The sequence below is a fragment of the Frondihabitans sp. PAMC 28766 genome, assembly GCF_001577365.1.
GTDB lineage: Bacteria > Actinomycetota > Actinomycetes > Actinomycetales > Microbacteriaceae > Frondihabitans.
Genome location: NZ_CP014513.1, coordinates 1,709,280 through 1,725,472, shown reverse-complemented (window position 1 = coordinate 1,725,472; position 16,193 = coordinate 1,709,280). Strand labels below are relative to the sequence as shown.

General features: G+C 66.2%; 17 protein-coding genes. 3 read left to right on the top strand and 14 right to left on the bottom strand.

Features of this window, described 5'->3' with window-relative positions:
• Positions 1 to 5: 5 nt before the first annotated feature.
• From AX769_RS08440 to AX769_RS08425, 5 genes are read right to left on the bottom strand one after another with little or no spacing between them, the layout of a single operon-like run.
• On the bottom strand, positions 6 to 989 hold the full coding sequence (locus tag AX769_RS08440) for an ABC transporter ATP-binding protein (RefSeq protein ID WP_066278142.1): 984 nt from the start codon (positions 987 to 989) through the stop codon (positions 6 to 8).
• On the bottom strand, positions 986 to 2,956 hold the full coding sequence (locus AX769_RS08435; protein WP_066278137.1) for a dipeptide/oligopeptide/nickel ABC transporter permease/ATP-binding protein: 1,971 nt from the start codon (positions 2,954 to 2,956) through the stop codon (positions 986 to 988). Before AX769_RS08435 ends, AX769_RS08440 begins: the two co-directional genes overlap by 4 nt.
• Positions 2,956 to 3,390, bottom strand: coding sequence for an ABC transporter permease (locus AX769_RS25135; RefSeq protein WP_239451982.1), 435 nt, complete (start codon positions 3,388 to 3,390; stop codon positions 2,956 to 2,958). Before AX769_RS25135 ends, AX769_RS08435 begins: the two co-directional genes overlap by 1 nt.
• Positions 3,391 to 3,398: 8 nt before the next feature.
• Positions 3,399 to 3,914 carry an ABC transporter permease gene (locus tag AX769_RS25130; RefSeq protein ID WP_239451981.1) on the bottom strand — a complete coding sequence of 172 codons (516 nt, stop codon included), beginning with the start codon at positions 3,912 to 3,914 and terminating at the stop codon, positions 3,399 to 3,401.
• Between the two features lie 4 nt (positions 3,915 to 3,918).
• On the bottom strand, positions 3,919 to 5,556 hold the full coding sequence (locus AX769_RS08425; protein ID WP_066278131.1) for an ABC transporter substrate-binding protein: 1,638 nt from the start codon (positions 5,554 to 5,556) through the stop codon (positions 3,919 to 3,921).
• A gap of 280 nt (positions 5,557 to 5,836) precedes the next feature.
• On the opposite strand from AX769_RS08425, the gene AX769_RS08420 reads away from it, so the two are divergent.
• A complete protein-coding gene (locus tag AX769_RS08420; protein WP_066278125.1) occupies positions 5,837 to 6,652 on the top strand; it encodes a FadR/GntR family transcriptional regulator in 816 nt (271 codons plus the stop codon).
• A gap of 24 nt (positions 6,653 to 6,676) precedes the next feature.
• Here AX769_RS08420 and AX769_RS08415 read toward each other — a convergent pair whose 3' ends face one another.
• The 9 genes from AX769_RS08415 to AX769_RS08375 all read right to left on the bottom strand — a co-directional run bounded on the left by AX769_RS08415 (position 6,677) and on the right by AX769_RS08375 (position 14,215).
• Positions 6,677 to 7,243 (bottom strand): alpha/beta hydrolase fold domain-containing protein, encoded by a 567-nt coding sequence (locus tag AX769_RS08415; RefSeq protein ID WP_066278124.1) that lies wholly within the window; start codon positions 7,241 to 7,243, stop codon positions 6,677 to 6,679.
• A complete protein-coding gene (locus AX769_RS24680) occupies positions 7,201 to 7,608 on the bottom strand; it encodes an alpha/beta hydrolase fold domain-containing protein (RefSeq protein ID WP_066278121.1) in 408 nt (135 codons plus the stop codon). Before AX769_RS24680 ends, AX769_RS08415 begins: the two co-directional genes overlap by 43 nt.
• Before the next feature lie 13 nt (positions 7,609 to 7,621).
• Positions 7,622 to 8,569, bottom strand: a complete 948-nt coding sequence (locus AX769_RS08405; RefSeq protein ID WP_066278115.1) for a dihydrodipicolinate synthase family protein — start codon at positions 8,567 to 8,569, stop codon at positions 7,622 to 7,624.
• Between the two features lie 67 nt (positions 8,570 to 8,636).
• Positions 8,637 to 9,419 (bottom strand): glucosamine-6-phosphate deaminase, encoded by a 783-nt coding sequence (gene nagB, locus AX769_RS08400; protein ID WP_204249345.1) that lies wholly within the window; start codon positions 9,417 to 9,419, stop codon positions 8,637 to 8,639.
• Positions 9,419 to 10,105: an N-acetylmannosamine-6-phosphate 2-epimerase gene (locus tag AX769_RS08395; protein ID WP_066278112.1), complete on the bottom strand. Its 687-nt coding sequence runs from the start codon at positions 10,103 to 10,105 to the stop codon at positions 9,419 to 9,421. Before AX769_RS08395 ends, nagB begins: the two co-directional genes overlap by 1 nt.
• On the bottom strand, positions 10,102 to 11,037 hold the full coding sequence (locus AX769_RS08390; protein WP_066278110.1) for an ROK family protein: 936 nt from the start codon (positions 11,035 to 11,037) through the stop codon (positions 10,102 to 10,104). The genes AX769_RS08395 and AX769_RS08390 overlap by 4 nt, the downstream gene beginning before the upstream one ends.
• A complete protein-coding gene (locus AX769_RS08385; protein ID WP_239451980.1) occupies positions 11,034 to 11,732 on the bottom strand; it encodes a fumarylacetoacetate hydrolase family protein in 699 nt (232 codons plus the stop codon). The genes AX769_RS08390 and AX769_RS08385 overlap by 4 nt, the downstream gene beginning before the upstream one ends.
• Positions 11,733 to 11,761: 29 nt before the next feature.
• On the bottom strand, positions 11,762 to 12,700 hold the full coding sequence (locus AX769_RS08380; protein ID WP_066278104.1) for a dihydrodipicolinate synthase family protein: 939 nt from the start codon (positions 12,698 to 12,700) through the stop codon (positions 11,762 to 11,764).
• Positions 12,701 to 12,736: 36 nt separating this feature from the next.
• A complete protein-coding gene (locus AX769_RS08375) occupies positions 12,737 to 14,215 on the bottom strand; it encodes an MFS transporter (RefSeq protein WP_304440148.1) in 1,479 nt (492 codons plus the stop codon).
• 278 nt (positions 14,216 to 14,493) lie between these two features.
• On the opposite strand from AX769_RS08375, the gene AX769_RS08370 reads away from it, so the two are divergent.
• Together AX769_RS08370 and AX769_RS08365 are read left to right on the top strand one after the other, a co-directional pair.
• Positions 14,494 to 15,201, top strand: a complete 708-nt coding sequence (locus AX769_RS08370) for a GAF and ANTAR domain-containing protein (RefSeq protein WP_066283341.1) — start codon at positions 14,494 to 14,496, stop codon at positions 15,199 to 15,201.
• Positions 15,202 to 15,217: 16 nt separating this feature from the next.
• On the top strand, positions 15,218 to 15,949 hold the full coding sequence (locus tag AX769_RS08365) for a GAF and ANTAR domain-containing protein (RefSeq protein ID WP_066278103.1): 732 nt from the start codon (positions 15,218 to 15,220) through the stop codon (positions 15,947 to 15,949).
• Positions 15,950 to 16,193: the final 244 nt, after the last annotated feature.

Below are 16,193 nucleotides of genomic sequence, written 5' to 3'. Positions count from 1 at the left end.
TGTGGTCAGTTGACGGACGGGACCCGTTGGGTCTCGACCGGGTGGAAGCATCGGAAGACGTGGTCGGGGTGGGCGCTGTCGTGCGTCGGCTCCGGCATGGTCTCGGCGCACTCGGCGGTCGCTTTCCAGCACCGCGTCCGGAATGGACAGCCGCTGGGCGGGTTCACGGCCGAGGGGACCGGCCCCTCGAGTGAGATCGGTGTCTTCGCGTGCAGCAGGCTCGGCGTGGCCGAGAGCAGCGCGCGTGTATAGGGGTGCCGCGTGTTGTCGTCGACATCGAGGGCCGGGGTGTCCTCGACGAGACGGCCGAGGTACATCGTGGCGATCCGGTCGGAGATTCGCCGGACGGTTTGGATGTCGTGCGAGATGTAGACCATCGAGAGGTTGAGTTCGGTTTTGAGGTCCATCAGAAGATTGAGGATCTGCGCTCGCACGGACACGTCGAGTGCCGACGTGGGTTCGTCCGCGATGATGATCCTGGGGTTCAGGGCGAGTGCGCGGCCGATCGAGATTCTCTGGCGCTGGCCGCCGGAGAGCTGGCTCGGTAGGGCGTCGGCGACGGATTTGGGGAGGCCGACGAGGTCGAGGAGCTCGTCGACGCGCCTGTCGCGGCTGGCCCGGGTTCCGAGCCGGTGCACATCCAGGGGGTCACGCAGGATCTGAGCAACCGGCATCCGTCTGTTCAGCGAGGTCGAAGGATCCTGAAAGATCATGCCCACGTGGCGTCCGATGAACTTGCGTCGTTGCGAGGCGCTCAGGCGCCACGCCTCCTGTCCGTCGTACGAGACGTGGCCCGAGGTGGGAGCCTGGAGCCCGACGAGTACCTTCGCCAGGGTCGACTTGCCGCAGCCGGACTCGCCGACGATGCCGACCGTCTCGCCGGCTCGAAGACTGAGGCTGACGCCGGTCAGGGCGTGGACCGTTCCCCGGGGAACTGAGAAGTCGACGTTGACGTCGGAGACGGTGAGGATGTCGCTGTCGGTCGTCATGAGCGCACCAGGTTTCGAGCGGTCGAGGAAGCGGGGTGGTGGCAGGCGGTCGCGTGCTGGTCGGCGTCCTGGGCGAGAACGGGCTGCTCGACGTGGCAGATCTGTGTGGCCATCGGGCAGCGATCGGCGAAGCGGCAACCAGCGGGGAAGTCTGCGGGTGACGGGACGACGCCGCGGATCTGGCTGAGCCGTGCGTCGTTCGTCTCCAGGGACAGCACGGATGCCAGCAGCCCTCGCGTGTAGTGGTGTTCAGGGCTTGCCAGGAGGCTCGTGACCGTTCCGGTCTCGGCGACCTGCCCGCCGTACATGACGACGATCCGGTCGCAGAGATCTGCCACGAGGGCGAGGTCGTGCGAGACGAAGATGAGGGCGAAATCGAGCTCCTCGCGGAGCTTCAGCAGCAGGTTGATGACCTGCGCCTGGACGGTGACGTCGAGGGCGGTGGTGGGCTCGTCGGCAATGATGAGCTTCGGGTCACGGGAGAGAGCCATGGCGATCACGACGCGCTGACGCTGTCCGCCCGAGAGCTCGTGCGGGTAAGCCCGCAGAGTGCGCTGGGCGTCGAGCCCGACGAGCGTGAGCAGCTCGGTGGCGGAGCGCTTGCCTCCGCGCTTCAGGAGCTGTTTGAGCTGCGCCTCAACTGTCATGGCCGGGTTCAGCGCTGACAGGGAGTCTTGGTAGATCATGGCGATCTCTCGCCCCATCAGAGCACGCCGCCGCTGTGCACTGAGCGTCGTGAGGTCGACACCTTCGAACCGGATCGAGCCGCCGACCCGTGCGTTCTTCGGCTGCAGCCCCATGAGAGTGACAGCCGTGAGCGACTTGCCGCATCCGGATTCGCCGACCAGACCGAGCACCTCGCCCGCCTTCAAGTCGAAGCTGACCTTGTCGACGATATCGACACCACGATGCCGGCCCGGGAACCCGATGCGGAGGTCTGTGACCTGCAGAATCGGCGGCCCGGCCGGAATGGTTCGTGCGCCGGTGGCGAAGCGCGCTGCAGCCTCCGCAAGCCCAGGAAGAGCGGTGAGGGTCCCGGCACCCTCGGGCATTCCGTCGGCCTCATCGATCGCCGCTGCCGTGGACTGCGCCAACCCGCGACGGGCAGCCGGGGCTGCGAAGACGTCCGAGATTCCCTCCGCAAGCAGGTTCAGAGAAAGCACGGTCACGAGAATGAGCAGGCCAGGGAAGAACGTCGCCCACCAGCCGTGCACGCTCAGCAGTTGCTGCCCATAGGAGATGACGCTTCCCCAGGATGACGGGCCATCCTGCCCTTGAAGCCCCGCCCCGATGAACGACAGCGACGCCTCGAACACGATGGCGTTCGCCACCATGATCGTCACGAACACGAGGATGGGGGCGGCACAGTTGCGGGCAACGTGGCGAATCAGGATGTGACCTCGACGCGCGCCGATGACCTTCTCTGCGGCGACGTAGTCCTCTCCGTACTGACTGATCACATTCGCTCGCACGATACGAGCCATCTGCGGCATGAAGACGAACGCGATCGCCATCACCAGGACGACCAGATTGCCAGTGCCGAATGCGACCACGAGGAGGGCAGCGAGGACGATCGTCGGGAATGCCATGACGACGTCGAGGAGGCGCATGATGATCTCGTCGACGACGCGGCCACTCGTGCCCGCGACGGCACCGAGGGCAGCACCGACCACCAGCGCGAGTCCGGCCGAGCCGAAGCCGACGATGAGCGATCGGGGTGTGCCAGCGACCAGTCGCGAGAAGACGTCGCGGCCGAGCCGGTCGATGCCGAACGGGTAGGTGCCGCTCGGCCCCTGCGTCGGGGCTGCCAGGCCCACGGCCGTCGGGTTGTGAATCAGCAGGAGCGGAGACAGGATGCCGGCGAGCACGATCAGGGCCACGACGGTGAGACCGATCTTGGCGGCCAGCGGGAGCCGTGAGATCCCGCTGACGATCGATCGTCCGACGCCGGATGCGATGGTGGACATCAGTGGGCTCCTCGCAGCCGTGGGTTGAGAATGACGTAGATGATGTCGACGATCAGGTTCACGATGATGAACCCGAGCGCGACGACGATGACGAGCCCCCGAATGAGGCCGATGTCGTTCTGCCCGACGGCTGACATGATCTGCGTCCCCATGCCGGGCAGGGTGAAGATCGCCTCGATGATGATCGCGCCACCGATCAGGTAGCCGATCTGCAGGCCGAGCGCAGTGAGTGGAGTGACGAGGGCGTTTCGCATGACGTTCCGTCCGATCACGACGGCTGGGTGGATACCTCCGCCGATGGCCGTCCGGACGTAGTCGCGGTCCAGCTCTTCGACGAGCGATGTCCGCACCACGCGGGCCAGAGAACACCCCACCGGGACAGCAAGCGCGATAGACGGCAGCACCATCGACATGGCCCACTGGGAGACGGACACGGAGGGACTCACATAGTGACCGCTCGGAAGAGCCCCTCCCCGATGACAGAGAACCGCTGGATCAGCAGGATCGCCAGCCAGAAGGACGGCATCGCGATGCCGGTGATGGACACGACGCGGGCAACCTGATCGGGCCACCGATCCCGGAACAGGGCGCCCACGATCCCGAGGGCGAGGGCGACGATGACGGCCCCGACGACTCCGAACGCCGTGAGCTGCAGCGTCACCGGGAGCGCCTGCGCGATGATCGTGCCGATCGGCTGATTCAGCGTGTAGGTCGTGCCGAGGTTCCCGCGCACGAGCTCCCCGAGGAACACGACATAGCGCACCAGGAGCGGCTGGTCGAGACCGTGTGCGTGGTTGAACGCCGCTATCTGACTCGCCGTGGCCGAGTCCCCGAGCGATGCGACGGCTGCACTGCTGGGAGAGAGGGCCAGGACGACGAAGATGAAGAGGATGACGCCGAGCATCAGCGGGATGAGCGTGATGACGCGCCTGATGACCAGCCGACCTATGGTGTGCATTCCGCTACGCGCTTCTACCGACGCCGAGGAAGTACATGCCGGTGGTGGCGGCACCCTTGAAGTCGGTCAGCTTCGTGGGGTCGTCCCCGGTGATCATCTTCGTGTGGAAGAGCGGGTAGAGGGGCACCTCCTCGGCGATGAGGTCGAGGGCCTTCTTCCATGTCGCCTTCTGCGCGGAGCCTGTCTGGGTCGACGCCTGGTCGATGAGGTTGCCGAGCGTGGTGCGCTCGGGGTCGGTCCATCGGCAGCGTGAGGTCATCCACGTGTCACCGGAGTAGAACCAGCGCAGGAGGAGATCCGTGTCGGTTCCGAACACTGTCGGGTCACCCGATGCGGCCAGGACCCGGAACTTGCTCGAGGGGGCCAGCTGCGTGTAAACAGTCGCGCTGGGTTGCGTGTTCAGCGTCGCGGTGACCCCGATGGCCTTCCACGCATCGATGATGACCGGAGCGCTGTCGGAGATGAAAGCGGTGTTAGTCGTCACGAGTTCGAAGGACAGGTCACTGACGCCGGCCTCCTTGAGGAGCGCTTTCGCCTTTTTGGGGTTGTACGCGTAGACCGTGTCGGCGCGCTGGTACTGCGCGTTAGCGGAGTCCAAGTAGCTGGTGGCTGCGGTTCCGTACCCGCTGAGGGCGGTGGTGATGATCTTCTTGGGGTCGATCGCGTAGAAGAGGGCCTGGCGCACGCGTTTGTCGTTGAAGGGAGCGGCGGAGCAGTTGAACAGCAGGAACATCAAGTTGAACGCCTGCTTGACGTCGGTCGTGTCGGGCGACGTGAGCGACGTGGCGTTGAGATAGGGCACCGCCTCGATCGCCTGCGATGTGCCGCCCTGCAGGTCGTTGAGCCGGGCCGCGTTGTCGGTGTTCGTGCGCAGAACGATCTTGGTGACGAGTGCGGAGCGCGTGCCGTTGTAATTCGAGTTGTTCGCCATGACGGCGCCGCTCGTCGCGCTGGCACTCGTCAGTGAGAACGGGCCGGAGCCGACGGGATTGCTGTCGAAGGCCGTGCTCGCCGCAGCCGTGAGAGTCTTCGATTTGGGGACGATCTTGACGACCGCGATTCGCTCGGCGAACTGGGCGAAGGCAGTCTTCAGGGTGAATTCGACGGTGTCGGCAGCGGTCGCCTTCACGCTCGTCAGGAACAACAGGAACGGCGCGAGGAGGGCGTTGTTGGCCGGATCCATGACGCGGGTGAACGACCAGGCCACATCGTCGGCCGTGACGGGCGTCCCATCGGAGAACTTGGCGCCGCTGCGGATCGTGGCTGTCCAGGTCAGGCCGTTGTTGCTCGAGGCCGGCATGCCCTTCGCGAGTGCCGCGTACGGCTTACGGGTGATCGGATCGAGGTCGACGAGCGCCTCGAAGATGTGCTGGTTCACGCAGGTCGCAACAGCGCTGGATGCGTTCATCGGGTCGAAGCCGCTGCTGAGCAGGAAGGCCGACGTCGCAGTGATGACACCGGACGGCTTCGTCGCCGTGCCGATCGCCTTCGAAGTGGACGAGTTCGAGGCCTTGGTCGCGGGGCTCGAGCATGCGGCGAGAGCGGCAGTCAGGGCGGCAGCTCCGGCGAGGGCGCCAGTGTATTTCAGCAGGGTGCGTCGATCGATGCCGTTGGCGGCAACGTCTTTGAATGAGTCGGACACCGAAGTTCCTCCAGAAGATGAAAACAGCACGAGATGCTGCACGTTGCAGGATGTAGGACATCCAAGAGCGGATGATTTATTGACCCTAGGGGTCTCGATTTGGCTGGTCAAGGCTCCGGCCGGAAGTTCTTTTTATTTTTTGCCTGGAAGGATTCCGATTCGGTGACGACGGAAAAACGACTTGCCTCTGTCGGTGCAGGTGCGATCGCAGGCGCGAACTGGATCATCTGGACACGGGCTTGCATGGTGAAAGTCGCGCTGTAGGATATCCGACCAGCGCATGATTGCTGGCTGGCCGATGTTCCGACGACGTGAGGATGAACCCATCAAATCTCAATCTCTGGCACGGTCGAGCCTGGTTACTGAAGTCCAAGACGCCATCAAGGACCTGATCCTCCGAGAGGGCCTCCAGCCGGGCGATGCGCTGCCGACTGAGAACGAACTGACGTCGAGTCTCGGGATCAGCCGCGGTTCACTGCGGGAGGCCCTGAAAGTCCTCGAGGCGACCGGGATCGTTGTGATCCGACGCGGCTATGGAATGTATGTAGGCGAGATGAGCCTCAAGGCGCTGGTCGCCGAGCTGACGTTCCATGCACAGTTGTCCGCAGCCAATGGCACGAAACAGCTGCAGAACCTCGTCGAGTTACGCGAGACGCTCGAGAATCTCCTCGTCCGTCGTGTCGCGAGACAACGCGAGACAAAGCATCTGGAAGCGATCGACTTGGCGCTTCAGGAAATGATCCGGGCGGCCGAGCGCGGCGAATTCTCTCCTGACGCCGATCGGCTGTTCCACGAGAGCCTCTACCTCGCCCTCGACAATCCCTTCGTTTCCCAGTTGCTGTCTGCCTTCTGGGCAGTCCTGGCCCTCCTCGAGGACTATCTGCCGTCCTCCGCATCGACCCCGATGGAGGTAGCGACCGACCATCAGAACATTTACAACGCCATCGCCGATCGAGACGCAGGCCGAGCCGAAGCGGCCATGGCCGATCACTTCAGGGGAATCTCCGACCGGCTGCAGCACGTCGACGCCGCGAAGATCGCCTCGGCATCCATCCGACGCCCCGACGCCTCTCAGGCCGAGAACGAGCCCGCTTAGCGGAGCCGGTTGTCGCGCGACGGGTCAGAGACTCCGGATGACCCGGACCCTGTCTTCGAGGGCGCGTCTGGCCAGCGCCGACTCGGGGGCGATGACTTCGAAGGCATGGGGCGCTCCCCGATGCACGTGCAACTCCACGTTGACGCCGGCCCGGCCGAGGCGGGCTGCGTAGTCGATGTCTTCGTCGCGGAAAATGTCCAACTCCCCCACGTCGACATATGCATCGCAGAGACCTTGGAACTCGGTGAGGCGCGCCGGGGCGGTTATCCAGTCGATGTCGTCCGCGCCGAACAGTTCTCCGAGAACGGCACGCCAGGCCGTGGCATTGTCGTGCCAATTCCACGTCGTGAATGGCTCCGTGTCCTGGTCCGTGATCGTGGTGCGGTCATCGAGCATCGGATAGATCAAGATCTGCCGCGCCAACGTCATGCCTGCGTCGCGCGCGAGGATTGCGACGCCCGCGGCGATCCCGCCACCGGCGCTCTCGCCCATGATTGCGATTCGATCCGGGTCTACGCCCTTGCGGTCGGAGTTCGTCAGCAGCCACTTCACCGCTGCGAAGGCGTCGCGCCAGGCGGTGTCCCCGGCCACTCGGGCGCCAGTCGGTAGTCGACCGACAGGAACGGCACCCCCGAGCGTGCCACGTAGCCGACGACGGTGGTGTGGCACTGGTCGATCGAGCCCATGACGCGACCGCCGCCGTGGAGAAAGACGACGGCCGCGCCGGTCGCGACGCCCGCGGGGACGTACCACCGGGCTCGGACCATCACCCCCTCATACCGGATCTCCTGCTCGGTCCACTGGACACCACGACCGGGCTCCGCGGGGCGTTGCTCGGCCCGCTGGGCTTCGAACGCCCTGAGCAGATGGACGTCGCCTCGGGACGCCGCCGAGAGGATGCCGCCGCCGGCATCCCGGAGGATCGCGGCGATTTCCGTGTCGAGGCGGGGTCGCATCGGCGGTGCGTCGTCAGTTGGTGCGCTCGACCGTGGCGACGGGCACGCCTGAGTCCCGCACGATCTGGTCGATGCGGTCGACCGTCTCACCTGAGAGATTCGGTACCGGAGCAGACATCACGTTCGAGTCGATGAGCCCTAGCGACACCATTGCCGTCTTGAACGCTCCGAGGCCGGCGGCTTCACCTCCCACGCCCTGGGCTTGGAAGACGATCTCGAAGAGATCGTTGAGCTCCTCCTGCAGCCGGTGAGCTGTGTTCCAGTCTCCCTCGCGAGCGGCGGCCACCAGTTGTACGTACCGACGAGGATCGACATTTCCGAGGCCGGGGACGACCCCGTCCGCCCCGGCGAGCAGAGCGCCGTCGACGACGACCTCGTGGCCCGTGAAGAGGACGAGGGGGCTTCCCGCCGCGCGGTTCTGGGCCACCAGCCGCCGGAAGGAGACGTCGTCGCCGCTGGAGTCCTTGACCCCTGTGATGACACCGTCGACACCGAGACGGACCAGCATTTCCGGCGACAGCTTCCTGTGCACGCGCACCGGCACGTCGTAGGCGTAGATCGGCAACGACGTCGACGCGGCGAGTAGCCGGAAGTGGCTCTCGATCTCGGCTTCGCTCGGTAGAACGTAGAACGGTGCCGTCGCGACGACGGCGTCGACGCCGGAGCGCTCCGCCAGTCGGATCTGATCGATTACCCTGGCCGTCGACATATCGTTGACCCCGGCGAGGACCGGTACCCGCCCGGCGGACACCCGAACCGTCTCGCGCAGGATGACCTCACGGTCCGCATCCGAGAGGAATGCGACTTCACCCGACGAACCGAGTACGAACAGACCCGACACGCCCCCGGCGACGAGGTACTCGACGACGTTCTCGAGCCCTGAGAGGTCGAGCTCTCCCTCGGGTGTGCGCGGCGTGACGACGGGCGGGATGACCCCACCAACGGGAAGTGCGACAGACATGATGCTCCTTGCATTGAGATGACGTGATGACACAGGTGGAGGCTCGACGGATGCCGAGCCGGGGTTCTCAGTCGACGACCTGCCAGACGGGGCGGTTGTCAGCGGTGTACCGGTAGTAGTCGGTGAGAGTCAGGAGCGACGCAGCGGCCTCGTCGACGATCACGGTCGCCCTGGCGTGCAACTGCAGCGCGGATCCCGGCACCATGCTCGTGAGCGGCCCCTCGACTGCGGCTGCGATCGCGGGCGCCTTGGACTGACCCGTCGCTACGAGGACCAGCTGCCGAGCCTCGAGGATCGTTCCGAGGCCCTGCGTCAGGCAATGCGTCGGTACGTCTTCCGGCCGGGCGAAGAAGCGGGCGTTGGCGGCCCGCGTCGAGGGCGCGAGGGTCTTCACCCGGGTGCGTGAGGCAAACGAGGAGGTCGGCTCGTTGAATCCGATGTGGCCGTTCTCGCCGATTCCGAGGATTTGCAGGTCGATTCCGCCCGCCGCTCGGATTTCGCGATCGTACGCGGCAGTGGCCGCTTCGAGGTCCGCGGTTCGGCCGTCGGGAACATGAACGCGCCGAGGGTCGAGGCCGAGAGGCCGCGTCACATCGCGATCGATGACCTGGGCGTAGGACTCGGGATGCTCCCGCGGGATTCCGACGTACTCGTCCAGGGCGAATCCGGCGACCTTCGAGAGGTCGAGGCCTGCGTCCACTCGATCGGCCAGGGCGGCGTAGAGGCCCTGCGGCGACGCTCCCGTTGCGAGCCCGAGGACGGCTTCGGGATTGCGCTCGACGAGTTTCGCGACGATTGCTGCCGCCTGACGGCCGACCGCTTGGGCGTCAGTGAGAATCAGGATCTCCATCAGCGCTCTTCCCCATTCTCGACAGCCGCGGCGAACCAACCGGTGATCGTCGTCGGGTGGGTGATGGCCGTACCGACGACCACGGCGAATGCGCCCGCTTCGCGGCAGGCATGAGCCTGCGCAGGTGTGTGCACTCGCCCCTCGGCGAAGACCGGGATCGACAGCCGCCCGACGACGTCGGCGAGCGCCTCGAGGTCTGGTCCGTCCGTCTTGGGTCTCTCGCCCGTGTAGCCACAGAGAGTAGTGCTGACACAATCGACTCCCGCGTCGACTGCAGCGAGCGCGTCGTCGAGGGATCCGATGTCTGCCATGATCAGCGTGCCGGTCGCCTCGCGGAGCCGCTGGACGGTCTCGGCGAGGGTCAGCCCGTCGGGGCGAGGGCGCCGCGTACCGTCGATTGCGACGATTTCCGCGCCGGCGCGGGCCACAGCGATAGCGTGCTCGAGGGTGGGTGTGATGAACACGTCGTCGTCGCCGTCCTTCCACAGGCCAATCTGTGGAAGGCGGACTCGGTCGTGGATCGAGCGGATGTCGGTAATGCCTTGGGCTCTGATCCCGGCGGCGCCTCCGATGGCCGCCGCCTCGGCGATCTGAGTGAGGGTCTCCGGGTTCCGCATGGGCTCCCCCGGGTAGGCCTGGCACGAGACTACGAGGCCCCCGCGCAGCGTCTCGAAGACGAAGTTCATAGTCGTGTCTCTCTTGTCAGGGGGTGTTCTTGTTCGAAGGCCACGGTCGCTCCGACGATGGCGGAGTCGAGAGCGAGGCGTGCGGGAACGATGGCGCACGATCGGAGAAATGGCAGCATTTCGCTTCGAGCAGCAGCATCGGCGGCGGACCACCATGTCTCGCCGCTGCCGGCGAGACCGCCACCGAGGACGACGAGGTCGGGATCGATCTCGTTGACGAGGCCGCCGATCATGCTGCCGAGGGCGGAGGCGGCACGGTCGACAGCGCTCACCGCGCGGGCGTCGCCGTCTGCCGCGAGGGCGAAGACCTCGAGGGCATCGGCGGCTGAGCCGCCGGACTCGGCGTAGAGCGCGTGCAGCGCGGGGCCGGAGGCCACAGCTTCGACGTGTCCGGTGCCTCCGCACGGGCAAGGGCGGCCGATCGCTGCCGGTGAAGCGATGTGACCGTAATGCCCGGCAGCACCGTGGCGTCCCGCGAGCAGCCGCCCGTCGACAACGAGGGCGCCGCCGATACCGGTGCCGGCTGCGATGGTGAGCACTGTGCCGTGCCCTGCACCGGCTCCGCGGACCGCCTCGCCGAGAGCGTGCGCCTGCACGTCGTTGATGGCGGTGACCGGGAGTCCGAGGCGACGTTCCAGTTCGCTGCGCAGCGGCGTGCCGCTCCAACCGGGCAGGGAGTCGGTGGCCGAGACCACTGAGCCGGTCTTCGGGTCGATGACGCCGGCTGCTCCGATGCCGCAGCCGGCCGGGGTTTCTGCGCCTTCGGTGTCGAGCACCTCGCGAGCCAGCCCGACGATCGCGTCGAGGACCGCACCTGCGCCCGAGTTCGCGGGTGTCGCCGCAGTGTGGCGGAGGTGGACTCGACCGTCGCCGTGGACGAAGGCGGCGGCGATCTTCGTGCCGCCGAGGTCGATGCCGAGGAGCGTCGTCATGCGACCGGGTTCTCGAGGGTTCCGATGCCCTCGACTGTGATGGACACCGTGTCGCCGGGTGCGATCTCTGCCGCTGTGTTCGGCGAGCCGGTGAGCACGACGTCTCCTGGCTTGAGGGTCATCCACTGGGTGATGTGCACGAGGGTCGAGACGATCGACGAGGGCAGCCCCGCCGTGCTCGACCTGCGCTGCTCTCGCCCGTTGACCGAGACGGTGATCGAGATGTCGGAGAGGTCGGCGAGGTCGGTCTCGATCCACGGGCCGAGCGGGGTGTGGTTGACGCCGGCCTTGCTCTGGAAGTTCTTGTCGTCGACGGCGGCCTGAGCCACGTTCGTCACGTCGTTGCCGATCGTGAAGCCGAGGACGTGCTCGAGCGCGTCTTCGGGCTTCAGCGCGGTGGCGGTGCGACCCATGACCACGGCCACCTCCCCCTCCGCGACCACGTTGCCGATTCCCGGAGCGATGAGGATCGAGTCGCCGGCTCCTGCGACGCCTCGCGACGATTTGAGCCACGCCTGGATGGGAAGGGCGTGGGATCCCGGGGCGTTGTGGGCAACGCCCACGACCTCGCCCGGCTCGACCGGCGCGAGAAGGGTTGTCCCGCCGACGGGGTGGCTCTCGCCGGTGGGTTCGAGGGAGTCGAACGGGTCGACGACCACGTGCCAGGCGCCGTCGCGCAGAATTGCGCTCTTCACGCCCTGTTCCGTCGAGATGCGGGCGATCCTCACAGGAGATCCGCCTTCTCGAGGTGTGCAGCGACGATCGCGGTCTCAGCGGCGTCGAGGGGAATGTACGGATCGGATACGCGAGGGCAGTCGATGACTCCCAGAAGGTGCAGAGCGGCTTTGAAGGCTCCGAGGGCCGACGACGCTGCCCCCATCCGCGATGTGTCTCCTGCTTTGGCGAGTCCGAACAGAGCGAACAGACGCTCCTGCTCGGCGCGCGCTCCATCCCAGTCGTCTGCGCGGGCGGCCTCGAACAGGCGCACGTAGCCGGCGGGGTCGACGTTGCCGAGACCGGGAACGGCGCCATCCGCACCGAAAGACAGGGCTGCGTCGACGGTGAGCTCTGAGCCCGTGAGGATCGCGAAGTCTTCCGTCTCGGCCTCGCTTGTGCTGAGGATCAGCTGGCGGAGTCCGGTGTCGTCGCCGCTGCTGTCTTTGACCGCGCGGATGACACGATCCTGAGCCAGGCGTGTCACGAGGCCGGCGTCGAGCTTCGTGCCGACTGAGACGGGGATGTCGTAGGCGACGATCGGCAGCTCGGTCGCGCTGGCGAGCAGGCGGAAGTGCTTCTCGATCTCTGCCGGATGTGTCCGCGTGTAGAAGGGCGCCGTCGCGACGGCCGCGGTGGCGCCGAGGGCGGCTGCCTGCTCCAGGTGGGGGATGACGCGAGGCGTCGTCGTGTCGATGACGCCTGCCACTACCGGCACGCGCCCTCGGACGGCGTGCACGACGGTCTCGATGACGATGCCGCGCTGCTCATCGGTCAGGAAGGCGACCTCGCCGGTCGAACCGAGCACGAAGAGCCCGTCGACGCCGCCGGTGAGAAGATGCTCGGCCAGGCGGACGAGCGACGTCGTGTCGATCTCGCCGCTTGGCGTCAGCGGCGTGCAGAGCGGCGGGACGATTCCGGAAAGTATCTGATCGTGGGAGCTGGTCATGATGCTGACATCTGCTTTCTTCTGGACGAGTGCGGATCAGGCGGCGGCGTCGACCGGGACCGGCCGCGTTGCGCTGTCGAAGTCGTGGCGGCGGAAGTCGCTCGGCCATGACGAGTCCCGGTGGATCAGACGCTGCACCCGTGCCGGAGCGTTGAACCCGATCAGCAGGATCACGACGAATGTCAGAATGAACGACAGAACAGCCAGCGCGGTTCCGAGCGGCATCGTGCCGGCGACGCTGGCGCCGAGCACCGGGGCGACGGCGCCGCCAAGGGCGCCGACGTTGTAGGTGAATCCCAGTCCGGCCGCGCGCTGCTCGGCGGGGAAGAATCCGCCGATCCATTTCGGCAGCAGCCCTGCGATCCCCTGCCCGAAGACCTGCTGCACGAAGAGAAGCACTCCGAGGAGAAGAAGGCTGCTGCCGCCGACCGCGAAGACGGGGAAGATGACGATCTGCGAAATCAGCAGGCTCGCCACGTACGCGCGCCTCGTTCCGAACCGATCGCCGGTGAACCCGGCGACGATGCAACCGACGGCCGCCCCCAGGCCGGCGAAGAAGAGAGTGTTGCTGACAGCGGCGGGGTCGTAGCCAAGATCCGTCTTGAGGTACGTCGGCAGGAGTGACTGGATGGGCCAGGAATAGAGGAAGGCGGCGAAGACCGTCACCGTCAGCGCGAGCCCTGCCGGCCACCGACGCCCGGAGAACTGGACGATGTACGACACGAAGATCCCTCCCACCACGACGGCCGCGACCACAACAGGGATACCCCCGGGCAGGACCTGCATGAAGATCAGGGCGAGCGCCACTATGGCCACAACGGCACTGAGGGCATTGAGCAGACGGCGGGAGCCCGTGAACAGCACCGCGAAAACATTGGGCGCCGCCGTGGCTCCGCCCTCGCGCGGCACCGAAACGGCCGGCGATTCGGGCAGGCTCTTGCGCAGCCAGATCGTGATCCCGATCGGGACGATCCCCAGCGCGAAAAGGGCTCGCCACCCGAACTCCGGCACGACGAACCGGTAGGCCTCCGCAGCGATGACCGTGCCGATCGAGTAGCCGGAGATAAGGAAGCCGCTGGCTCGGTTCTTGAGGCGGGGCGGCCAGGATTCGATGACATAGGTCGAACTCGCGCCGTACTCCCCCGCCATACCGAGCCCGACGACCAGGCGCGCAGCGAACAGCACCCAGTAGGCGGGCGCCAACGCGCACGCGATGGAGCCGACCGAAAAGAGCACGATGCTGACGATCATCGCGGTCTTACGGCCGAACCGGTCGCCCAGGGCGCCGATGCTCAGGCCGCCGAACCACCGGCTGATGAACGCGGCCGAGATCAGGCTCGCACCCTGAACCGTTGTGAGGTGGAACTCGGAAGACACCTCGGTGAGGACGAGGGTGATGATGACGAAGTCGAATCCGTCGAGGAGATAGCCCAGCCAGGAGGCCCAGAAGAGCTGCCACTGCTTTCGGTCGATCTGTGTGTACCAGGGCTGAGTCACGGCGCTGTGCGGCATCATCCCACTCCTTTCAGGACATCAGACATCCTATGTCGAGGAGTCACGGTACCAGTCGATCGAGCGACGGGCAAGGATCCGTGTCCAGAGGATCACAGTTATGACGTGAGACGGCGCAGGGGCTCCAGTCTTGCCTCCAGGGCTTCGCAGGGTAGGGCGGTAGGCTCCCCGGGCGGCTGGCACCTGGACCGAGCGCTCCGTGACTCTTCATGTCGAGAACGCGAGGACCACCATGCACACACCAGAATTTCCGTGCGTCGACCGCCAGAGTCCGGGCTGTGATGGCTGAGGGGTCAGGCTTCCCGGCCGCCGCCGCGGCGCTGACCCGTGCCACCACGGCGGGCGCGGACTGGTGCGGGCCGTTCGTCTCTTCGCTGCCGGTGTCCGCGGCCGCGGTGTCAACCCTGGGGAGCCCACTGGGCACCCAGACAGTGTGTGCCAGCGACGATGACGCAGCCCGGTGGGATGAAATCCAGATCGACCTCGGCGAGGGGCCCTGCTGGGAAGCGCTGCGCTCGGCACACCCGGTCCTCGAACCGGATGTGCAGCACTCCGGCGCATCCGTGTGGCCCGTCGCGTTGAGCGCACTCCAAAAGACAGGGCTCGGGGCGGTCTACGCGTTCCCGATGATCGTCGGGAGCATCAGGCTGGGCGCCGTCGGCCTGTACTCGATGACGCCCGGGCCTCTGTCCGAGCAGCAAATCGGTGACGCCCGAGCCCTCACCGACATCGTCGCCCGGCACGTCTTCCGGCAAGCCCTGTCGACACTGGAAAAACCCGAGGATAATGCGCCGTACGAAGGCTCCTATTCTCGCCGGGAGGTCCACCAGGCAACCGGCATGGTCATCGCACAGCTGCACGTCGCGGCGGACGACGCCCTCCTGGTATTGCGGGGTCACGCGTTTTCCACCGGCCGTTCCGTCAGGGACATCGCCGGCGATGTCGTTGCCCGCCGCCTCGACTTCACCACTGGCCCAGGTACCGAATGAAGGGATACCCCACATCATGACCGAGACTCGAGAAGCGGAACTCGTCCACACGTTCGTCACGCTGGCCGACTCCCTCGTGGCCGGATACGACACCATCGACCTCCTGCAAACCCTGGTCGACCGGTCCACGAACCTGTTCGACGCCGCCGCCGCCGGCATCGTCCTCGGCCCCGACATGACCCACTTGGAAGTACTCGTCTCCACCAGCGAAAACAGTCGCCTCGTCGGCCTCATGCAGCTGCGCGCCGGCGAAGGCCCCTGCGTCGAGGCGATCAGCTCTGGGAGGGTCGTGTCGGTGGAAAACCCCGACGAGATGATGGACCGGTGGCCGACATTCGCCGCCGCGGCCGATGGGTCCGGCTACGTGGCAGTGCACGCCATCCCGATGCGGCTCAGGGACGACACCATCGGGTCGCTCAACCTGTTCCGTCTGCACGAGGGCGCGCTCAATGAGGCCGACGCGATCGCCGCGCAAGCCCTCGCCGACGTCGCCACCATCAGCATCCTGCACGAACGGGTTCTGACCGACAGCGGCGTCATTCAGGAACAACTCCAACACGCCCTCGACAGCCGTGTCCTGATCGAACAAGCCAAGGGCGTCATCGCACACACCCACCAGCTCGACATGGATGCCGCCTACCGGATGATCAGACACCATGCCCGCTCCGCCCAGGCGTCATTGCCCGTCATCGCCCAGGGGATCATAGACGGATCCGTCACCCTCGATCGCACCGCCCCCTCCCGCTGAGAAAGCCTCCCGAGAATTGGCTCTAGAAGCGGACCCTGTAACGCGACTAAGTTGAGGGGTGGTCGCCCCAGCCCTAGGTCGCCAGCGTGGGATTCCGCCACGCGTGGACGACGAGGGGTTTCTTATGGCGATGTCCGTGTTCTCATTCGATGACACACCGGGTTCGGGCCAGCCGGCTCCTCTCGTGAGCGGCTATCTGCGTGAGCCGACAGTGCCACCGGCTCGAATCCAGCACCTTCCCCAC

Bases quoted from the DNA above. Each gene is read 5' to 3' on its own strand.
- AX769_RS08440 (WP_066278142.1), bottom strand. From the start codon at position 989: ATGACGACCGACAGCGACATCCTCACCGTCTCCGACGTCAACGTCGAC.
- AX769_RS08435 (WP_066278137.1), bottom strand. From the start codon at position 2,956: ATGTCCACCATCGCATCCGGCGTCGGACGATCGATCGTCAGCGGGATC.
- AX769_RS25130 (WP_239451981.1), bottom strand. From the start codon at position 3,914: ATGCACACCATAGGTCGGCTGGTCATCAGGCGCGTCATCACGCTCATC.
- AX769_RS08420 (WP_066278125.1), top strand. From the start codon at position 5,837: ATGATTGCTGGCTGGCCGATGTTCCGACGACGTGAGGATGAACCCATC.
- AX769_RS24680 (WP_066278121.1), bottom strand. From the start codon at position 7,608: ATGCGACCCCGCCTCGACACGGAAATCGCCGCGATCCTCCGGGATGCC.
- AX769_RS08405 (WP_066278115.1), bottom strand. From the start codon at position 8,569: ATGTCTGTCGCACTTCCCGTTGGTGGGGTCATCCCGCCCGTCGTCACG.
- nagB (WP_204249345.1), bottom strand. From the start codon at position 9,419: ATGGAGATCCTGATTCTCACTGACGCCCAAGCGGTCGGCCGTCAGGCG.
- AX769_RS08395 (WP_066278112.1), bottom strand. From the start codon at position 10,105: ATGAACTTCGTCTTCGAGACGCTGCGCGGGGGCCTCGTAGTCTCGTGC.
- AX769_RS08390 (WP_066278110.1), bottom strand. From the start codon at position 11,037: ATGACGACGCTCCTCGGCATCGACCTCGGCGGCACGAAGATCGCCGCC.
- AX769_RS08380 (WP_066278104.1), bottom strand. From the start codon at position 12,700: ATGACCAGCTCCCACGATCAGATACTTTCCGGAATCGTCCCGCCGCTC.
- AX769_RS08375 (WP_304440148.1), bottom strand. From the start codon at position 14,215: ATGATGCCGCACAGCGCCGTGACTCAGCCCTGGTACACACAGATCGAC.
- AX769_RS08370 (WP_066283341.1), top strand. From the start codon at position 14,494: ATGGCTGAGGGGTCAGGCTTCCCGGCCGCCGCCGCGGCGCTGACCCGT.
- AX769_RS08365 (WP_066278103.1), top strand. From the start codon at position 15,218: ATGACCGAGACTCGAGAAGCGGAACTCGTCCACACGTTCGTCACGCTG.